Raw genomic sequence first — 14,844 nt, forward strand, 5'->3', positions numbered from 1 at the left:
CTTCCCTGAGTGATTGTTGACGCTGCACACATTCTGCCCGTCCCGGCCGCGCCGTCGCGCTCCCGTGCCCTCTCTCCCATGGAAGGCCCCCGCCCATGCACCGTTATCGAGGTACCACCGCACTGGTCACCGGAGCTTCCAAAGGGCTCGGGAGGGCCTACGCGCAGGAGCTGGCCCGGCGCGGCGCGCATCTGGTCCTCGTGGCCCGCTCGGCCCCGGCGCTGGAACGGCTCGCCTCCGAGATCCGCGCGGAACACCACGTCGACACCCGGGTGATCGGCGCGGACCTCTCGGACCCGGCGGGCCCCACGGCCGTCGCCGAGGAGCTGCACCGGCAGGGGGTGGCCGTGGACCTGCTCGTGAACAACGCGGGGCTGGGTTCCGTCGGCCCCTTCTTCACCCGCCCCCTCGCGCAGCAGGTGCGGTCGGTCGACGTCAACGTCAACGGCCTGATGCTGATGACCCGCCTCATCGGCGCGGGCATGCTCGAACGCGGCTCGGGCGGGATCATCAACGTCGCCTCGACGGCCGCGTTCCAGCCGATGCCCTACCAGGCGAGTTACGCCGCCACGAAGGCGTTCGTCCTCTCCTTCAGCGAGGCGCTCACCGCGGAACTCCGGGGCACGGGAGTACACGTCATGGCCGCCCACCCCGGCGCGACCGACACCGGCTTCTTCGACCACACCACCGCGGTCATGGACGCGAAGCGAACCGACAGCCCGACGCGGGTCGCCGCGAAGACCCTGGACGACTTCGCCCGCGGCAGAACGGCCTCGTACCCCGGCCGCCCCCTCTTCCGCGCCTCCACCTGGCCGGTCCGCTTCCTCCCCCGCACCACGGTGACGCGCATGACCGCGGGCCTCAACCGCCACATGGGCTTCCACGAGGCCCAGGACGTCGGGACCCCGGCGGGGTGACCCCGGTCAGGAGGGTCCGAACCCGCCCTGGCGTACGGCGTGGACGAAGGCGTCGAAGGTGGGGCGCGGGAAGGTGAGGTGGGGGCCTTCGGGTGTCTTGGAGTCGCGGACGGGGACGGTGTGGGGGATGCCGTCCGCGATTTCGACGCACTCGCCGCCGTTGCTCTGGCTGAAGGATGAACTCCGCCAGTTCTTTTCAGGGATGGGGGCGGGTTTGGTCATGACGAGGTTTCCTTCCGGGCTGTGTACTCGTCCTGGACGGGAGATCAGGGGGCCTTGATCTCGCCCTGGCGTACGGCGTGGACGAAGGCGTCGAAGGTGGGGTGCGGGAAGGTGAGGTGGGGGCCTTCGGGTGTCTTGGAGTCGCGGACGGGGACGGTGTGGGGGATGCCGTCCGCGACCTCGATGCATTCGCCGCCGTTGCTGCCGCTGTAGCTGGACTTGCGCCACGCCTGTTCCGGTACGCGGATCGGCTCGGTCATGAATGGCATTCCTTCAGAATGGAGCCGATCTTGGAGGCCGACTCGTCCGGCGGCAGAGCAATTGCCTTAAGCAGATCATAGGTATCGCGAGCCGTGGTCACATCGTCCGGATCGGCCAGAACATAGCCTTTGGGAAAGCCGTCGACATGCACCACTTCCGAGCCTTCGTCGAAGGACAACAGGCCGAACGGAGAGCCCGATCCGGGATATGCCGCGATGGTCCTGGGGATGATCTGGATGACATGACGTGGGGTCTCCGTCAGCGTCCGTAACTGCTCAAGTTGCTCACTCATGACGCGTTTTCCGCCGATGGCGCGCCGGAGAACGCCCTCGTCCAGAATGATCCACAGCTTGGTCGGATCTTCGCGTGTGAGGATCCGCTGTCGCTCCATCCGCGCTGTCACCAGGTCCTCAAGGTTACCGGGGCGCCCCGTTCGCAGTACGGCTCGTGCGTATGCCTCGGTCTGTACGAGCCCCGGCACCAGTTGGGCATGGAACATGGAGATCGAGGTGGCAGTCCACTCCAGTTCGACATACCTGCGGAACCACGGCGGAAAGGCCCACCGCAAGGCGAGCGGCCAGAGCCTGACGAAGCGTCCGCCTGCGTGCGGGAACATCCGGTCGCACGCTTCCGCGAAGTTCAGCGGCGGTACGCGTTTTCCGGATTCGATCTTCGCCACGAGTGAGTAACCGCAGCACGCCTCCTTACCGAGGGCTTCGCGCGTGATGCCCAGGCGCTCGCGCTCAAGCCGTACCTCGGCGCCGAAGTGGGCGAGAGGGGAGATGGCAGGGTCGGCCGTCTCCTCGGTTTCGTTTTCGACAGTCACGTGAACCCCCGAATGTCCGCTGGACAGCCATCAGCGTCCAGCTTGCCCGTCTGTTGGACCTGCTCGCGCACGCCGAAGCTTGAGTACAGAAAGCGAGCACTGGTAACGGAAGGTACATCCCTGTGTGTGAGCAAGTCATCGGTACGAGGGAGGACGACTCGGACGGGTCGGCCGGAGCGGGAAGTGAGGCGCGGCGACGCCTTTCCCTGTTGATCGCCACGTTCGGGACGGACGGCGTCCTCGTGGTGCGGAAAGGTGTTCCCGGTGTGGACGGCGCCGACCTGGCGCCCGGGTCGGCGCTGAAGTGGCCGCCGTGCGAGTGCGGCAGCCCGAGGTGCCCGGACTACGAACCGTCGCCTGCGGCCAGGGGGGATGGGTAGCGGTGGCGTGCCGGGCCGGTGGCGTTCTACGGCACCGCACGCCCGCCGTGAAACACCACCGGGTCAGCACCGCCGGGCCGGCGGCACCCCCGCGGCACCGCCGGGCCGGCGGCACCCCCACGCCGACAGCGTGGCGCTGCAGCCGGGGGAGGATGCTCACATGTTGCTCAGGGAGCGGGCGTAGTTGATCTGCCCCATGACCATCTGGAAGGACTCCGGGCCCGCCGCCGGGACCATCGTCGTGTGGTGCTTGCCGCCACCGGCGACCATGACCTGGACGAAGCCCGTCGTCCGCTTCTCCTTCATCAGGAGGAAGAGGAGGCCGACCAGGCAGAGCAGGCCGAAGACGATCGCCAGCACGATGGCGTGCGTGGGGATCTTCTCCTCCGTGCGGGTCAGGTCCGTCGCGCTCCAGACCGCGCCCTTCAGCGGCAATGTGCCCGAAGGGGTGATGATCGAGTCGCCCGTGACCGTGATGTCCCCGATCGCCAGCAGCGGCGCGCCGCCGCCGGGGCCCGGACCGTTCATGGGGACCGGGGGGTAGCCCTGGGCCGGCGGGGGGAAGCCGTATCCCGGGGGCGTGAACGACTGGCCGTCGGCGAGCGTCGGCGGCGGGAAGTCGTACTGCGGCGCCCCCGGTGTGTACGGTCCTGGCTTGTCCGCCGGGGCGCCGGAGCCGGACTGCTGGGCCGGACCCCAGGTGTACTCACCGTCCGTGTACGGATTCGGCTCGCTCATCTCATTCCCCGCTTCCCCAGGCCCGATGGGGCCTCCTCGGCTTCCTCGCACCGATCCTGACACACCGGAAGCCCGTTCCCGTACGGCATGCGCACGGGAACGGGCTTCGGGCCGGGTGACATCGCGACGGCGTCAGAAGCGGCGCGTGATCAGCGCGCGCTTGACTTCCTGGATCGCCTTCGTGACCTCGATACCGCGCGGGCAGGCGTCCGTGCAGTTGAACGTGGTGCGGCAACGCCACACGCCGTCCTTGTCGTTCAGGATCTCCAGGCGCTGCTCGCCCGCCTCGTCACGCGAGTCGAAGATGAAACGGTGCGCGTTGACGATCGCGGCCGGGCCGAAGTACTGCCCGTCGTTCCAGAACACCGGGCAGGACGACGTGCACGCGGCGCACAGGATGCACTTGGTGGTGTCGTCGAAGCGCTCGCGGTCCTCGGCGGACTGGAGGCGCTCCCGCGTCGGCTCGTTGCCGCTGGTGACCAGGAAGGGCATCACGTCGCGGTACGCCTGGAAGAACGGGTCCATGTCGACGATGAGGTCCTTGAGGACCGTCAGCCCCTTGATGGCCTCGACGGTGACCGGCTTGGTGACCGCGCCGGACTTGTCCGTCGAGATGATGTCCTTGATCAGCGTCTTGCACGCCAGCCGGTTACGGCCGTTGATCCGCATCGCGTCGGAGCCGCAGATGCCGTGCGCGCACGAGCGCCGGAACGTCAGGGTGCCGTCGACATCCCACTTGATCTTGTGGAGGGCGTCGAGGACACGCTCCTTCGGATCGATGTCGATCTGGAAGTCCTGCCACTCGGCCTCCGCGGAGACCTCGGGGTTGAACCGGCGGATCCGGAACGTGACCGCGAGGAGGTGCGAGGAGGTGGAGTCCGCCTCCAGCGCGCTGAGCTTGTCCAGGGTCGGGGTAGCCATCAGTACTTACGCTCCATCGGCTGGTAGCGGGTCTGGACGACCGGCTTGTAGTCGAGACGGATGGACTCGTTGCCGTCGTCGCCGACCTCGCGGTACGCCATGGTGTGGCGCATGAAGTTCACGTCGTCACGGTTGGGGAAGTCCTCGCGGTAGTGACCGCCGCGGGACTCCTTGCGGGCGAGCGCGGAGACGGCCATCACCTCGGCCAGGTCGAGCAGGTTGCCCAGCTCGATGGCCTCCAGCAGGTCCGTGTTGAACCGCTTGCCCTTGTCCTGGACGGAGACGTTCAGGTAGCGCTCGCGCAGCTCGCCGATCTTCTCGACGGCCGTCTTGATCGTCTGCTCGGTGCGGAACACCATCACGTTGGCGTCCATGCACTCCTGGAGCTCCAGGCGCAGCGCGGCGACCCGCTCCTTGCCCGTGGACGCGCGCAACCGCTCGACCTGGGCCTCGACCAGCGACGCCGGGTCCTCGGGCAGCTCGACGAAGTCGTTCTTCGCGGCGTACTCGGCCGCGGCGATGCCCGACCTGCGGCCGAAGACGTTGATGTCGAGCAGCGAGTTGGTGCCGAGGCGGTTGGCGCCGTGCACCGACACACAGGCCACCTCGCCGGCCGCGTACAGCCCGGGGACGACCGTGGTGTTGTCGCGCAGGACCTCGCCCTGGACGTTGGTCGGGATGCCGCCCATGGCGTAGTGCGCGGTCGGCTGGATCGGGATCGGGTCCGTGTACGGCTCGATGCCCAGGTAGGTCCGCGCGAACTCCGTGATGTCGGGCAGCTTGGCGTCGAGCTGCTCCGGCGGCAGGTGCGTGAGGTCCAGGTAGACGTGGTCGCCCTCGGGACCGCAGCCGCGGCCCTCGCGGATCTCCGTGTAGATGGAGCGCGAGACGACGTCACGCGAGGCGAGGTCCTTCATGACGGGCGCGTACTTCTCCATGAAGCGCTCGCCGTCCTTGTTGCGGAGGATGCCGCCCTCACCGCGGGCGCCCTCCGTCAGCAGGATGCCCATGCGCCAGATGCCCGTCGGGTGGAACTGGAAGAACTCCATGTCCTCCAGCGGCAGCCCGCGGCGGTAGCACGCGGCCTGGCCGTCACCGGTCAGGGTGTGCGCGTTCGAGGTCACCTTGAAGAACTTGCCGGTGCCGCCGGACGCGTAGATGACCGACTTCGCCTGGAAGACGTGGATCTCGCCGGTGGCCAGCTCGTACGCGACGACGCCCGCCGACTTCTTGACCCCGTCGACCTCGGTGAGGAGCTGGTCGAGGACGTAGAACTCGTTGAAGAACTCCACGCCCTCCTTGACGCAGTTCTGGTACAGCGTCTGGAGGATCATGTGGCCCGTACGGTCCGCGGCGTAGCAGGACCGGCGGACCGGCGCCTCGCCGTGGTTACGGGAGTGGCCGCCGAAGCGGCGCTGGTCGATGGTGCCGTCCGGGGTGCGGTTGAACGGCAGGCCCATCTTCTCCAGGTCGAGGACCGCGTCGATGGCCTCCTTCGCCAGGATCTCGGCGGCGTCCTGGTCGACCAGGTAGTCGCCGCCCTTGATCGTGTCGAAGGTGTGCCACTCCCAGTTGTCCTCCTCCACGTTGGCGAGCGCGGCGGCCATGCCGCCCTGCGCCGCGCCCGTGTGGGAGCGGGTCGGGTAGAGCTTCGTCAGCACCGCCGTGCGACTGCGCTTGGTCGACTCGATGGCCGCGCGCATACCGGCGCCGCCGGCGCCGACGATGACGGTGTCGTACTTGTGGATCTTCATTGGTCTCGTCTGCCCCGGCTCTAGCGGATGTTCGGGTCGAAGGTGAAGATCACCAGCGAGCCCAGAAGGATGGTGAACACCGTGGCGGTGTACAGCAGGCCCTTGAGCCACAGGCGCGTGTTGGTGCGCTCCGCGTAGTCGTTGATGATCGTGCGGAGGCCGTTGGCGCCGTGCAGCATGGCGAGCCAGAGCATCAGCAGATCCCAGACCTGCCAGAACGGGGAGGCCCAGCGGCCGGCCACGAAGGCGAAGCCGATCTTGGACACGCCGCCGTCCAGTACGAGCTGGATGAGCAGGTGGCCGATGACCAGGACGACGAGGACGACTCCGGAGAGGCGCATGAAGAGCCACGCGGCCATCTCGAAGTTGCCGCGGGTCGACTTGGGGGTCTTGCCGGTGCGTTTGCGCGGCGGCTCGATGAGCGGAGCCGGGTGATCCACGTCGTACAGGCTTTCGCCCTCGACGGGACTGATCGCGGAAGCGGAAGCGGGCGTGGTGTCGGTGGACATCAGAACTCTCAGCTCCCGAAGACTTCGCGTACGGCGTGGCCGAGCACGGGGTAGAGGGCGCCGACCATCAGAACGACCCAGATGCCCACGGCGGACCAGAGCATCTGCTTCTGGTAGCGGGGGCCCTTGGACCAGAAGTCCACGGCGATGACACGCAGGCCGTTGAGCGCGTGGAAGAGGATCGCGGCCACCAGGCCGTATTCGAGCAGCGCCACGAGCGGCGTCTTGTAGGTCGCCACGACATCGTCGTACGCCTCTGGTGAGACGCGGACGAGAGCGGTGTCCAGCACGTGTACGAACAGGAAGAAGAAGATGAGCACGCCGGTGACTCGATGAGCCACCCACGACCACATTCCTTCCCGGCCGCGGTACAGCGTTCCAGCCGGCACGGAAAAGCCCTCCGGGAGCGGGGATCGGGGCCGGCCGCCATCTTCTACTCAATCAAGCACAGTGGTGTCGGTCGCGCCCGGCCGGGTACGGTCCACCGGCCCCGGCAATGGTAGCGACGACTTGTCGGTTCCTTCGCGTGGGGTCCCATAGATGTGATCAAACAGGCAATCAAACAGCCACGGACGGGCTATCGCTCCGCCCGTTACCGCCGGAACGGCCCGGGACTCCGCCGGATTCCGGGGTACGGGGATCCGGCGGCCCGGTATCGCGCCCGGCCGGGCCGGTCCCTCCGGAGAGCAGCCGGACGATCCGGCCCCGGGCGAGTCGCCGCAGCTCGTCGGCGGAGACGGAGCGCTCCAGGTCGGGGTCGTGGGAGAGCCGGGTGTGGATACCGGCCAGTATGTGGTCCAGGTGCTCCTCGGGCCGCCGGTCGTCGAGGCTGATCACGAAGGCGTGCCCGAAGCTGCTCTCGTACGCGGCGTGCGCGGCGCGCAGCGCGGTCCGCGCGGCGGGCGGGGCCGGTTGCGGCGGTACGGCGGAGGACTCGGCGGCCAGCGCCTCGGTGAGATCGGGCAGCGGCAGGTCGTAACCGGCCTCGTCGGAGGCGGCGAGCAGCGAGTCCAGATCGGGGTACGGGCGGTGGGCGGCGACCCGCTCGGCCCAGCGGTGGCTGCCGCAGCAGGTGAGCAGCGCGGCCTCGGCGGCGGCCGGAGGGGCGGCGTTGAAGCGGGTGAGGCCGGTCGGACGGGGCGGGCCTGCCGGACGGGGCAGGCCGTCCGAGTGGCCGGCGTCGGATGCGCGGGACAGCGGTGGCTCCTCGGACGCGGCGGGACGACGACGGTCGGGCCAGGTCCCGGGGCACATGCCCGGGGAAATGGCGTGATGTGACGAGCGGATGGTCGGACAGGTGATACGACAGGCGCGGGCGACCTGTGCGAGCGATCACGGCGGACAGTCGGTACGAACGGTCTGTGTGAACGGTCCGTGCCGACGGTCGGTGCGAACGGCACACGTGAACGACGTGTGCGGACGACGCGTGCGTACCGCCGGAACGGCCCTGCACGACCCGTCCATACGGTCTGCACAGGTGACCCGCACAAAGACAGACGTACATCGCACACGAAATGGTTGAGCCGGCAGGGGCGGATGCGTCGTAAACGTTATCGATGCCCTGAGCGAGACGTCCGGCGGCTGCGCGCAATTCACCCGGATGGGAGAGTTTCGGCGCGCGGAATGGACGTCGCCGTGGGACCTTCGCCGTAATCGTGTCGCACGTATGTCGTACATCCGTACACAGGAGGTTTGAGTGATGTGGTCATCCCCGGGTATCCGGGCCGCCGGAGCGGCGGCCGTGGCCCTGGCCACCGCCGTCACCGTCGCGGGCTGCGACTCCGGGAGCGGCGACGCCGGCTCCCCGGACAACGCGACGGGCCGCTCCACCACGAGCGCCGCGGCCACGCCCTCACCCACACGGTCCTATCCGCTCTCGAAGGCGCCGCAGTCCATACCCTCGGTACGGAAGCACGAGGCCGCCAGAGGCCCCGGCTGGAAACCCGCCCCGGACAGCGGCGTCGTCATAGCCAAGGGCAGTGAGGGGCTGGCCGACGAGGGGAAGCTGCTCTCCCAGGAGCTGAAGATCTCCTACCGGGGCGCGGTGGCCGCCCGGGCCGGCGATGTCGAGCTGGCTCTCGCGAGCGGCAGCGGCGCCGCCGAGTCGTACACCCTCACCGCCCGTGACAACAAGGTCCGGATCACCGGGCCCGACCAGGCCGGGGTCTTCTACGGCACCCGCACGCTCAAGCAGGCGATACGCGCCGACGGCACGATGCCCGAGGGGGTCGTACGGGACGCCCCCGCCCGCCCGCAGCGCGGGCTCAACCTCGACATCGCCCGCAAGTACTACACGCCGGGCTGGATCGAGGACCGGCTGCGCGAGATGGCCGATCTCAAGCTCAACCAGCTCGGCCTGCACTTCTCCGACGACCAGGGGTTCCGGATCGAGTCCACGACCCACCCCGAGATCGTCTCCCGGCAGCACCTCACCAAGGCCCAGGTCCGCCGGATCCTGGCGCTCGCAGACCGGCTGCACATCACCGTCGTCCCCGAGATCGACTCGCCCGGACACCTCGGCGCCGTGATGCGCCCGCACCCCTCCCTCCAGCTCCGCAACGTCAACGGGAAGCCGACGCAGGGCGCGATCGACATCTCCCAGCCGGCCGCCGCGAAGATCGTGGACGACCTCCAGAGCGAGTTCGCCCAGCTCTTCCCCGGTCAGTGGTGGAACCTCGGCGCGGACGAGTACCAGGCGCTGGTGGTCGCGAACCCGGAGGCCTCGTACCCGGAGCTGGCCCGGCTCGCCGTCCGGAAGTACGGCCCGAACGGGCGGATCCAGGACCTGACCACGGCGTGGACGAACGACCGGGGCAAGGCGCTCGGCCCGTACGACAAGAAGCTCAAGGTCTGGAACGACGGCCTCTTCAAGGGCGGGATCGTGAAGGCGGACCCGGACATGGAGGTCCAGTACTGGACGGGCAAGGAGATCGGGGCGCGCGAGCCCGTCGCGTACCTGAGTGAGGGACGCAAGGTCGTCAACTTCAACGACGAGTACCTCTACTACGTGCTCGGCGAGCCGAACGACTTCGTCTACCCGACCGGGAAGCGGATCTACGAGGACTGGACCCCGCTGGTCCTGCGCGGCACGAAGCCCGTGCCGGAGCGGTACTCGAAGCAGATCCAGGGCGGGATGTTCGCGGTCTGGGGCGACTTCCCCAACGCGCAGACCGAGGCCCAGGTCGCCCAGGGCATCAAGCTGCCGCTGGCGGCGGTGGCGCAGAAGGTGTGGAACCCGGAGAAGCCGACCCTGAGCTGGAGCGGGTTCACGGCGCTCGCCGGCAAGCTCGGCGTCTGAGACGTCATACGGATGGCCCGCACCGGACCGGTGCGGGCCATCCGTATGACAGGTTCATCCGGTCCGCCGGGCGGGGCCGTTGAAAGATGGTTGATGCACGCATGGGCGTTCCACGGCCTATGGGTGGTCTACGCGCGATCTCGGAGTGACGTTTTCCGGATCTTTGGCGCAGTACTGGTCAGTACTGCGTCCGCGACGGGAGACGTCCATGAGTCTGGTGAAACTGATCGCGCAAGCGGACGAGCGGGGCCTGGCCGCGAGCGGTCTGGCCTGCCTCGACCGGTGCCTGCCACCCCTGGCCGAGGAGCCCGACGTGCTGCGCCCGCTGTGGGCGGGCGTCGCCGCGGGCGCGGCGGAGTGGCCGGACCGGCTGGCGGAGGCCAGGGCCGCGCTGGACGCGGCGATGGCCGCCGAGCCGGGGCCCGAGCCGGAGTCGGCCGCCGCCGAGGCCGGGGGAGGTTCCGGCGCGGGGGTCACCCTCGCGCTCGTACGGACGATGCTCGGCTCCGCGCCGCCCCGGTGGGAGGCCGAGCCGCTGCGGGTCTGGGCCGACACCTGCTCCGTCGTCGCGCTGGAGATCCACCAGAAGCTCGACGCGGTCGGCGAGAGCGGCAGCGCCGCCGCGGCCACGTGGCTGGTGCGGTGCAGGGAGGACCAGGCGGCCGTGGCCGACGCGGTGGACGGCACGGAGGGCGGCGACGGCGTCGGCCCGCTGGTCGCCGGTGAGCTGCGACGCCAGATCCGGGTCCTGGAGATCCTGGGCGACCCGGCGGGCGACGCGGGCGCGATGCGCCGGGCGATGGACCTGTCGACCGAGGGCCAGCGGGTGCTGCGCGCGGTGGTCTCGCGCCGGGCGAGGGCGCGGAACTGACCCGGCGACGGCGGCCCTGCCCGGCCGTACGCCGCCACCCCCGGGCCGCCCGGGGCGGGCGTCCGTCACGGCGCTCCGGCCCCCGGGTCCTCTACGGCTGCGGATCGCCGTCGGCCGGGCCGGCGTGCCGGGGCTGTACGAGGGGCCGGAGCAGGCCGGCGAGGTGGGCGCTCAGCACCGAGGGCTCCATCGAGGCGAGGGCGCCTTCGCGGACGACGTACCGGCTGAACGTCACGCCGAGGAGTACCGCCGCGAGCAGGTCGACGCGCGCGTCGACGTCGGGGCCCTCCAGCACGGTGCGGTAGGCCGCGGTGCTGTACTCCTGCATCGCCGAGTACAGCCGGTTGGCGGTCGGGTCGTTGGCCGCGGCGCTCCGGATCAGGGCCACGAAGGGGTCGGCGGAGTCCGCGGCCTCCATGCGCTCCACGTACGCGTGGGCGATCCGTTCCGCCAGCGTGGCGGGGTCGCCGGTGAGCGCCGCGTCGAGTCGCTGCGGCCCCGGAATGGCGGCCAGGAACAGCTTTTCCTTCGTGCCGAAATGACGCATCACCAGGCCGTGTGTCACCCCGGCCCGGGCCGCGACGCCCCTGATGGTCATGCGGCCGTACCCGCGTTCGTTCAACTCCGCGCGCGTCGCGTCGAGGATCGCCTCCTGGCTGGCCTGCGGGTCACGTCGGCGGCGCTTGCCGGTGCGCCCATCGCTGGGTCGGGGTTCTTCGTCCACCGGCTCAGTGTACGTCTGGTCATTAGTGAGGAGCGGTGTTAGCGTCGCTAATGACCAACTGGTTACTTAGCGGGAGAGAGGGCGGGCTCATGAGTCGGTCACAGGTTGCGGAAGCGCAGCGCCTGACGGGAATGACGCGCCGAGGCGTCACCGTCGACGGACATCACCTCAACGTCTTCGAAGCGGGCACGGGTCCGGAGACCATCATGCTGGTACCCGGCATTCCGGACTCGTCCGCCGTGTACCGCGGCCAGATACCCGGACTCCTCCGGGCGGGGCTGCGGGTGATCGCACCGGATCTGCTCGGCCAGGGCGACTCGGACCTGCCCGACGGGGTGGAGCACTACACGGTGGCGAAGGACGAGGAGCGGCTCTGGGCCGTCGCCGACGCGCTGGGGGCCGACACCTTCCATCTCGTCGGGCACGACCGTGGAGCGGCCTCGACCTGGGCGATGGCCGCCCGTCGGCCGGACCGGGTGACCTCCTACGTGGCTCTGTCCATCGGCCATCCCGGCGCCCGGAAGGCGGCGGGCTACGAGCAGAAGCAGCTCTCCTGGTACATGCTCCGGCTGCTCTTCCCCGACGCCGAGGAGTGGCTCCGCGGTGAGGCCGAGGGCGAGGGCGGGGAATGGTCCACCTTCCGCTGGTGGGTGGGCAACCATCCGGAGAGCGCCGCCTGGATCCGCGACCTGGAACGCCCCGGCGCCGTCCAGGCCATGCTGAACTTCTACCAGGCGAACGTCCACCCGGTGCACGGCCGGATGGCCCCCGTCCCGCGTGTGCGGGTACCCGTTCTCGGTATCTGGCCGACGGGTGACATCTACAGCGGCCTGGAGCAGATGGCGCGCTCGGGCGAATGGGTCGACGGCCCGTGGCGCTTCGAACGCCTCCAGGGAGCCGGACACTTCCTCCAGCTCGACCGGCCGGACGAGGTCACCCGTCTCATCCTGGACCACGTCGGAACGTACCGGCGGAGCGGGCCGCGTTGAAGACGGTCGTCGGGCTCCCGGCGACGGCGTCGTCCGGGGCCGGAACGGAGGAGCGTGAGGACGACCGGGGCCGCCACCCCCCACAGGAGAGGCCCCGGTCGCCGTCCGCCGGAGCCGCGGTACGACCCCGTACTCCTATCAGCGCCGCGGAGGCGTTCTGTGTCACACCTCATAACGCCAGCAAGTTGTTGCGGGTTGTACTAGGCGTGGACGCGGACCGGGTAAGGCCGTAGCGTGCAGGAACGCGTGGGGCGGCGCGGCAGTGACCGGCCGCGATTTCAGGACAGGTGTGGGAGTGCTGGGGGACGACGCGGAGCTGACCGCCGCGGTGCTCGCGGCACAGGACGGGGACGAGAACGCCTTCCGTACTGTGTACCGCGCGGTGCACCCGCGGCTGTTGGGCTATCTACGGACACTCGTCGGCGAGCCGGACGCCGAGGACGTGGCCTCCGAGGCATGGCTCCAGATCGCCCGCGACCTCGGCCGGTTCACCGGCGACGCCGACCGGTTCCGCGGCTGGGCGGCCCGGATCGCCCGTAACCGCGCCCTCGACCATCTCCGGATGCGCGGCAGGCGCCCGGCCGTCGGCGCCGACGAGACCGAGCTGACCGGCAGGGCGGCCGACTCGGACACGGCGGACGAGGCCATGGAGGCCCTCGCGACCGGCCGGACGATGGAGCTGATCGCCCGGCTTCCGCAGGACCAGGCCGAGGCCGTGGTGTTGCGGGTGGTGGTCGGGCTCGACGCGAAGACCGCCGCCAAGACCCTGGGCAAGCGCCCGGGCGCGGTACGGACGGCCGCCCACCGCGGACTCAAGCGGCTGGCCGAACTCCTCGACGCGGACAGCGGGGCGGACACCGGCCCCGACGGCACCCCCGACGGCGCTCCGGGCGGCTCCGGCCCCCGCGCGGAGCTGGCCGCCGTACCCCCGCAGCGCAGCCCACGACCGGGAGCCGCCGCTTCCCCAGGTGTGACGTATTCGCGCCTGCGGACGCAGAAGGACATGTGATGGCCGACGAGCGGGACGCGTGGCTCGACAAGGACGCGGCGGAGAGACTGCTGCGCGGTGAGCCTGTCGAGGCGCCGGACGCGCGGGCGCTGGCCCGGCAGGAACGGCTCACCGGGGCACTGCGGGACATGTCCGCCGTCACGTACGCAAACGATGAGGAACTGCCCGGTGAGGCCGCCGCCCTGGCCGCCTTCCGGCAGGCGGGCGCGCCGGACGCCGCCACGGACCTGCTCGGTACGGTACGGCTCGCCCTGGCGCCCGAGGCCGCCGGGACCCGGTGGCGCGGCCGTCCGCTGAGCCGGGGGCTGGTGGTCGCCGTGGCCGGCTGCGCGCTGGGCGGGTTCACGGTCGTGGCGGGCGCCACCGTCCTGCCCTCGCTCTTCGGCGCGGCCGTTCCCGGGCCGGCCAGCTCCGTCTCGGCGGGCGCCTCCCCGCGGCCGCTGTCGTCCGGCTCCACCGACCGGGGCCAGGACCGGTCCGCGCCGTCCTCGGACCGTCCGAGCGCGGACGGCGCGGGCGGTCGCGCGCCGGTCGGCCCCTCCTCGCCCGGCCCGACGGGGGATGCCGCGCGGGGCGGCGACGGAGGTACGGGCGACGACGCACGGGGCGAGGCCGAGGGGGACGAGGACGCCACCGGCCGGTCGGCGGACGGCCCCCGCGCGCCGTTCGTTCCCCACACGGACCCGGCGTCCGGCGCCTGGTACCAGGCGACCGTCGACGCCTGCCGCGACTTCCGCAGCGGTGCGATCGACCCCGGCCGCAGAAAGGCGCTGGACGCGGCGGCCGACGAGCCGGGGGGTACGGAGCGCTACTGCGACCGGTTGCTCGACGGGGAATCGCGGAGCGGCGGCAAGGACCGTGACGGCGGTGGCAAGGACCGTAACGGCTACGGCAAGGACCGTGACGGCGGCGGCAAGGACCGCGACGGCCACGGAGAGGACGGCGGCCAGGACGGCCACGGAGAGGACGGCGGCGGGGAGGACGAAGGCGGGCAGAGCGGGAACGAGCAGCCGCAGCTCACCCCCGCGCCGCCGAACCGGCCGACCATGGCGCCCCCCACGTACGGGGCGCCGGCCCCGGAGGCGCCGGGTGCCCCCGGGGCCACCCGGACCCCGGAGGACCCCGGGACGCCCCAGCCTTCGGCGACCGCGTCGGAGCCGGTCTCACCGGTCGCGCCGACGCCGCCGGGGGAGTCCTCGGCAGACCTCTCCTGACCTGCTGTTCTCCGGTCCCGGGACGTCCGGTGTGACACTTTTGGGGGCCCTGGCGCAGTACAGAGTGAGCCGACTGGTCATCGGCGGCGCAGTGAGCCGGGGTTCCCCCCGTACCTTCGGCTCGGCGCATCGGGCGGGGCGGGGGGGGGGGGTGGGGGGGGCGGGGGGGGCGGGGGCGGGTCGGGGGGGGCGCGTGTCCGGGTGGGTGCGG

Annotated in this window: 16 protein-coding genes; 6 read left to right on the forward strand and 10 right to left on the reverse strand. The window is 70.7% G+C overall.

The window, feature by feature from the left end:
• The first annotated feature begins 95 nt into the window (after positions 1-95).
• Entirely contained in the window at positions 96-917 is an 822-nt protein-coding gene (locus tag ACFXPK_RS12195) for an SDR family NAD(P)-dependent oxidoreductase (RefSeq protein ID WP_385074394.1), read from the forward strand.
• Positions 918-923: 6 nt separating this feature from the next.
• Here the strand turns inward: ACFXPK_RS12195 and ACFXPK_RS12200 are convergent, their stop codons facing one another.
• From ACFXPK_RS12200 to ACFXPK_RS12240, 9 genes are all read right to left on the reverse strand, one after another.
• A complete protein-coding gene (locus tag ACFXPK_RS12200; protein WP_385074397.1) occupies positions 924-1,139 on the reverse strand; it encodes a DUF397 domain-containing protein in 216 nt (71 codons plus the stop codon).
• Positions 1,140-1,183: 44 nt separating this feature from the next.
• Entirely contained in the window at positions 1,184-1,399 is a 216-nt protein-coding gene (locus ACFXPK_RS12205) for a DUF397 domain-containing protein (RefSeq protein WP_385074400.1), read from the reverse strand.
• The gene (locus ACFXPK_RS12210) at positions 1,396-2,226 is read right to left on the reverse strand and encodes a Scr1 family TA system antitoxin-like transcriptional regulator (protein WP_385074402.1); all 831 of its coding nucleotides are present in this window, start codon (positions 2,224-2,226) and stop codon (positions 1,396-1,398) included. The genes ACFXPK_RS12205 and ACFXPK_RS12210 overlap by 4 nt, the downstream gene beginning before the upstream one ends.
• 536 nt (positions 2,227-2,762) lie before the next feature.
• Positions 2,763-3,344, reverse strand: coding sequence for a hypothetical protein (locus ACFXPK_RS12215; RefSeq protein ID WP_385005499.1), 582 nt, complete (start codon positions 3,342-3,344; stop codon positions 2,763-2,765).
• A gap of 132 nt (positions 3,345-3,476) precedes the next feature.
• On the reverse strand, positions 3,477-4,265 hold the full coding sequence (locus ACFXPK_RS12220; protein WP_385005501.1) for a succinate dehydrogenase iron-sulfur subunit: 789 nt from the start codon (positions 4,263-4,265) through the stop codon (positions 3,477-3,479).
• Entirely contained in the window at positions 4,265-6,019 is a 1,755-nt protein-coding gene (gene sdhA, locus ACFXPK_RS12225; RefSeq protein ID WP_385005503.1) for a succinate dehydrogenase flavoprotein subunit, read from the reverse strand. The genes ACFXPK_RS12220 and sdhA overlap by 1 nt, the downstream gene beginning before the upstream one ends.
• 20 nt (positions 6,020-6,039) lie before the next feature.
• On the reverse strand, positions 6,040-6,528 hold the full coding sequence (locus ACFXPK_RS12230; RefSeq protein WP_385005505.1) for a succinate dehydrogenase hydrophobic membrane anchor subunit: 489 nt from the start codon (positions 6,526-6,528) through the stop codon (positions 6,040-6,042).
• Positions 6,529-6,536: 8 nt separating this feature from the next.
• Complete coding sequence (gene sdhC / locus ACFXPK_RS12235) at positions 6,537-6,917, reverse strand: succinate dehydrogenase, cytochrome b556 subunit (RefSeq protein ID WP_385005507.1); 381 nt, start codon at positions 6,915-6,917, stop codon at positions 6,537-6,539.
• 169 nt (positions 6,918-7,086) lie between these two features.
• Complete coding sequence (locus ACFXPK_RS12240) at positions 7,087-7,782, reverse strand: 2-oxo-4-hydroxy-4-carboxy-5-ureidoimidazoline decarboxylase (protein ID WP_385005509.1); 696 nt, start codon at positions 7,780-7,782, stop codon at positions 7,087-7,089.
• A gap of 445 nt (positions 7,783-8,227) precedes the next feature.
• On the opposite strand from ACFXPK_RS12240, the gene ACFXPK_RS12245 reads away from it, so the two are divergent.
• Positions 8,228-9,826: a glycoside hydrolase family 20 protein gene (locus ACFXPK_RS12245; protein ID WP_385074406.1), complete on the forward strand. Its 1,599-nt coding sequence runs from the start codon at positions 8,228-8,230 to the stop codon at positions 9,824-9,826.
• Between the two features lie 208 nt (positions 9,827-10,034).
• On the forward strand, positions 10,035-10,697 hold the full coding sequence (locus tag ACFXPK_RS12250; RefSeq protein WP_385074409.1) for a hypothetical protein: 663 nt from the start codon (positions 10,035-10,037) through the stop codon (positions 10,695-10,697).
• A 91-nt stretch (positions 10,698-10,788) separates the two neighbouring features.
• On the opposite strand, the gene ACFXPK_RS12255 is transcribed toward ACFXPK_RS12250, so the two are convergent.
• Positions 10,789-11,421, reverse strand: coding sequence for a TetR family transcriptional regulator (locus ACFXPK_RS12255; protein WP_385074411.1), 633 nt, complete (start codon positions 11,419-11,421; stop codon positions 10,789-10,791).
• 131 nt (positions 11,422-11,552) lie between these two features.
• Here ACFXPK_RS12255 and ACFXPK_RS12260 point away from each other — a divergent pair, with 131 nt between their 5' ends.
• The 3 genes from ACFXPK_RS12260 to ACFXPK_RS12270 all read left to right on the forward strand — a co-directional run bounded on the left by ACFXPK_RS12260 (position 11,553) and on the right by ACFXPK_RS12270 (position 14,633).
• A complete protein-coding gene (locus tag ACFXPK_RS12260; protein WP_385074413.1) occupies positions 11,553-12,410 on the forward strand; it encodes an alpha/beta fold hydrolase in 858 nt (285 codons plus the stop codon).
• Positions 12,411-12,705: 295 nt separating this feature from the next.
• The gene (locus ACFXPK_RS12265; RefSeq protein ID WP_385004213.1) at positions 12,706-13,419 is read left to right on the forward strand and encodes an RNA polymerase sigma factor; all 714 of its coding nucleotides are present in this window, start codon (positions 12,706-12,708) and stop codon (positions 13,417-13,419) included.
• Positions 13,419-14,633, forward strand: a complete 1,215-nt coding sequence (locus ACFXPK_RS12270; protein WP_385074416.1) for a hypothetical protein — start codon at positions 13,419-13,421, stop codon at positions 14,631-14,633. The genes ACFXPK_RS12265 and ACFXPK_RS12270 overlap by 1 nt, the downstream gene beginning before the upstream one ends.
• Positions 14,634-14,844 lie beyond the last annotated feature (211 nt).

The organism is Streptomyces sp. NPDC059142, from assembly GCF_042755665.1.
GTDB lineage: Bacteria > Actinomycetota > Actinomycetes > Streptomycetales > Streptomycetaceae > Streptomyces.